Genomic DNA, 3,991 nt, shown 5'->3' on the forward strand with positions numbered 1-3,991 from the left:
GGCGCCCTCGACGAACGGCGCGTCGGCGATCCGCACGCGGGCCGCGAGGTCCTCGTCGGCGAGCTCGAGCACGGACTCGGTGGTGAGGACGGCCGAGCCGAGGTCGGTGAGGACCACGGCCGAGCCGCCGTCGGCGGTCGCCTGCGCGAGCGCGGCCTCGACGGCGTCGTAGCTGGTGCCGATCGAGCCGTCCTCCAGCCCGCCGGCCGCCAGGATCGCGACGCCGGGCGCCATCTGCGCGGCGAGCCGCACGGCCCCGTCCGCGAGCTCGCGGACGTGCGACACGAGGACGAGGGCGACGGGAGCGCTCACGCCGCCGCCTCCGCCGCCGCGTGCAGGATCAGCTCGGTCGAGCGGGCCCCCGGGTCGAGGTGCCCGACGGACCGCTCGCCGAGATAGCTCGCCCGCCCCTTCGTCGCCTGCAGCGGGATCGTCGCCTGCGCGCCCTGCGTGGCGGCGTCCGCCGCGGCGGCGAGCACCTCGGCGGGCGTGCCGCCGGCGTCGGCGCGGGCGACCGCCGCCTCGACCGCGGGGGTCCACGCGTCGACCATCGTCTTCTCGCCCGTGGTCGCCTTGCCGCGCGCCACGATGCCCTCGAGCGCGGCCTCGAGGGTCGCGACGACGCCCGCGCTGTCGAGCTCGGGCGTCGCCGCGGCCTTCGAGGCGCGCAGGTACGCGGTGCCGTAGAGCGGCCCGGCGGCGCCGCCGACGGTGGACATCAGGGTGGTCGCGACGAGCTTGAGCACGTCACCGACCGTCTCGGGCGCCGCCTCCAGCGCGTCGAGCTTGGCGACGACGGCCTTGAACCCGCGGTTGAGGTTCTCGCCGTGGTCGCCGTCGCCGATCTGCCGGTCGAGCTCGATGAGCTCCTCGCGGTGCTCGGCCACGACCTGCGCGCTGCGGCGCACCCAGTCCACGGCCCACGCGACGTCCGTCATGCCCACGCTCCTGTTCGAGTCGGCCCCTGCCCCGCCACCCTAGGCGGGCCTCACCACCGCAGCGCGGTGGTGTGCACGGGCGCGTCCCACAGGGCCGTCAGCTCGTCGTCCAGACGCAGCACCGTGACCGACGCGCCCTGCATCTCCAGCGAGGTCACGTAGTTGCCGACGAGCGAGCGGCTGACCTCGACGCCCCGTTCCTCCAGGAGCGCCCGTGCGCGGCGGTAGACGATGTAGAGCTCGGACGCCGGCGTGCCGCCCATGCCGTTGACGAACAGCAGCACGCGCTCGCCCGACGCCAGAGCGAGGTCGTCGGCCACGGGGTCGAGCAGGAGCTGGGTGATCTCGTCGGCGCTCGCGAGCGGGATGCGGCGCCGGCCCGGCTCCCCGTGGATGCCGATGCCGATCTCGATCTCGTCCTCGGGCAGGTCGAAGCTCGGCTTGCCGGCGTGCGGCACGGTGCACGCGGTCAGCGCGACGCCCATGCTGCGGACGTTCTCGTTGACGCGCGTGGCGATCGCGGTGACGGCCTCCAGGTCGTCGCCGCGCTCGGCGGCCGCGCCCGCGATCTTCTCGACGCAGACGGTCCCGGCCACGCCGCGGCGCCCCGCGGTGTACAGCGAGTCCTGCACGGCGACGTCGTCGTTCGTGATGACGGTGCGGACCTCGACCCCCTCCGCCTCGGCCAGCTCGGCGGCGGTCTCGAAGTTGAGCACGTCGCCCGTGTAGTTCTTGACGATCGCGAGCACGCCCGCGCCGCCGTCCGCGGCCTGGATCGCGGGGGCGATCTGGTCGGGCGTCGGGGACGTGAACACCGCGCCGGGGACCGCCGCGTCGAGCATCCCCAGGCCGACGAAGCCGGCGTGCAGCGGCTCGTGCCCGCTCCCGCCGCCGCTGACGATCCCGACCTTGCCCTGGACGGCCCCGCCCGCGCGGGTGACGAAGTCCGGGTCGTGGTGCACCGCGACGACGTCGCCGTGGGCGGCGCCGAAGCCGTCCAGGGTCTCGGTGACGACGGCGGCGGGGTCGTTGATGAGCTTCTTCACGCTGGACCACCCTCCCCGGGCGCCGGCTCCGGCGTCCGAACGTGCGGGAACCGGGACGTCCTCGTCCCGTCAGACCTCACTGTCCGGGCGCGGTCAGACGGGCGCAAGGGGAGGACGTGCGCGGGTGGTGCACGTTCGTGCAGGGCCGCCCCGCCCACCTGGACGCGCGTCCGGTCGCCCGGCGGGCGTCGGACCGCAGGTCGCGCCCGTGCGCCGGGACCCCGCACCCGCACGCCGCCCGCCGGGCGAGCGGCGCGCGGGACACAGGGTGCACGCGCGGGGGGTCCTGCGGTCAGTCGCGGCCCAGCAGCACCCGGGCCTCGGCGACGAGCAGCAGCGAGCCCGTCACGAGCACCCCAGCGCCGCGCTCGACCTCGGACTCGGCCCGCGCCGCGGCGAGCTCGATCGCGTCGTCGAGGCGCTCGGCCACGTGGACGCGGTCCTCGCCGAACACGTCGCGCGCCACCTCGGCGAGGTCGTCGACGTCCATCGCCCGGGGGGACGACGCCCGGGTGACGACGATCTCGGCGAGCTCCGGCTCCAGCACCGAGAGGATGCCCTCCGGGTCCTTGTCGGCCATGACGCCCACGACGCCCACGACCCGCTGGAGCTGGAACGCCTCGTCGACGGCGGCGACCAGCGCCTCGGCACCCGCCGGGTTGTGGGCTCCGTCCACCAGGACGGTGGGGCTCGACCGGACGACCTCCAGCCGGCCCGGGGAAGACACGTCGGCGAACGCGGCGCCGACGACGTCGCCGTCGAGCGCTGCTCCCCCGGTCAGCAGGGCCTCGGTCGCGACGAGTGCGAGCAGCGCGTTGTGCGCCTGGAACTGCCCGTGCAGCGGCAGGAACACGTCGGCGTAGACCCCGCCGAGGCCGCGCAGCGTGAGGAGCTGGCCCCCCACCGCCAGCTGCCGGTCGACCACCGCGATCTCGACGCCCTCGCGCGCGACGCGGGCCGCGCCCCGCTCGGCCGCCTGCTCGAGGACGACCGCCTCGACCTCCTCGTCCTGCTCCCCCAGCACGACCGTCGCGCCCGGCTTGACGATGCCGGACTTGACCCGGGCGATCTCGACGAGGGTGTCGCCGAGGTACCGCTCGTGGTCCATCGCGACCGGCGTGATGACGGCGACGTCGCCGTCGGCCACGTTCGTCGAGTCCCACAGCCCTCCCATGCCGACCTCGACCACCGCCACGTCGACCGGGGTGTCCGCGAACGCGGCGAACGCCATCACGGTGAACACCTCGAAGAACGAGAGCTGCGGCTCCCCGCGCTCCCGCGACCGCTCGTCGACCATCGCGACGTACGGCTCGACGTCCTGCCAGACCTCGACGAACCGCTCGTCGCTGATCGGCTCGCCGTCGACGACGATCCGCTCGGTGACGCGGCTGAGGTGCGGGCTGGTGAACCGGCCGGTGCGCAGCCCGTGCTCGCGCAGCAGCCGCTCGACCATGCGCGCGGTCGAGGTCTTGCCGTTCGTGCCCGTGACGTGGACCACGCGGTAGGCGCGCTGCGGGTCGCCGAGCAGCTCCATGACCTGCCGGGTGCGCTCGAACGACGGGTCGATCTCGTGCTCGGGCGCCCGCGCGAGGATCTGCGCGTAGACGGCGTCGGCCGCCGCACGGGCCGCCTGAGCGGCCTCGTCGCGGCGGTGGTCCCCGCCCGCCCGGCTCACGCCGCGCCCCCGGCCCGCTCGACGCGCACCCCGAGCTCGGCGGCGTCCGTGCGCTGCACCGTGACGCTCGTCGCGAGCGTCTCGGCCGCGACGACGTCCCGGTGCGCCTCGACGGCCGCCACGTGCTCGGCCGGGACGTCGAGGTGCAGGGCGATGCGGTCGGCGACGTGCAGGCCGGCCGCCTTGCGCGCGTCCTGCACCGCCCGCACGACATCGCGGGCGTACCCCTCGGCGAGCAGGTCCTCGTCGAGCGCCGTGTCGAGCACGACGAACCCGCGGCTCGGCAGCACCGAGGCCGCCACGTCGTCGCCCGCCCCGTCCGCGACCACCGT

General features: G+C 75.5%; 5 protein-coding genes. All 5 read right to left on the bottom strand.

Features of this window, described 5'->3' with window-relative positions; all coding sequences use genetic code 11:
* The coding region (gene dhaM, locus HGCM_RS14545) for a dihydroxyacetone kinase phosphoryl donor subunit DhaM (protein ID WP_026075499.1) at positions 1–312 on the bottom strand (312 nt) is incomplete at its 3' end.
* Positions 309–938, bottom strand: a complete 630-nt coding sequence (gene dhaL / locus HGCM_RS14550; RefSeq protein ID WP_019137558.1) for a dihydroxyacetone kinase subunit DhaL — start codon at positions 936–938, stop codon at positions 309–311. The genes dhaL and dhaM, both read right to left, overlap by 4 nt.
* A 50-nt stretch (positions 939–988) precedes the next feature.
* Complete coding sequence (dhaK, locus tag HGCM_RS14555; RefSeq protein WP_019137559.1) at positions 989–1,984, bottom strand: dihydroxyacetone kinase subunit DhaK; 996 nt, start codon at positions 1,982–1,984, stop codon at positions 989–991.
* Between the two features lie 292 nt (positions 1,985–2,276).
* Positions 2,277–3,659 carry a bifunctional folylpolyglutamate synthase/dihydrofolate synthase gene (locus tag HGCM_RS20005; RefSeq protein WP_019137560.1) on the bottom strand — a complete coding sequence of 461 codons (1,383 nt, stop codon included), beginning with the start codon at positions 3,657–3,659 and terminating at the stop codon, positions 2,277–2,279.
* Positions 3,656–3,991: DUF5915 domain-containing protein (locus tag HGCM_RS20010; protein ID WP_040399145.1), on the bottom strand; the 336-nt coding region annotated here is incomplete at its 5' end. The genes HGCM_RS20005 and HGCM_RS20010, both read right to left, overlap by 4 nt.

Source organism: Cellulomonas massiliensis JC225 (genome assembly GCF_000312005.1).
Lineage (GTDB): Bacteria > Actinomycetota > Actinomycetes > Actinomycetales > Cellulomonadaceae > Cellulomonas > Cellulomonas massiliensis.

Coding starts and splice junctions, on each gene's coding strand:
- dhaL (WP_019137558.1), bottom strand. CDS start 938: ATGACGGACGTCGCGTGGGCCGTGGACTGGGTGCGCCGCAGCGCGCAG.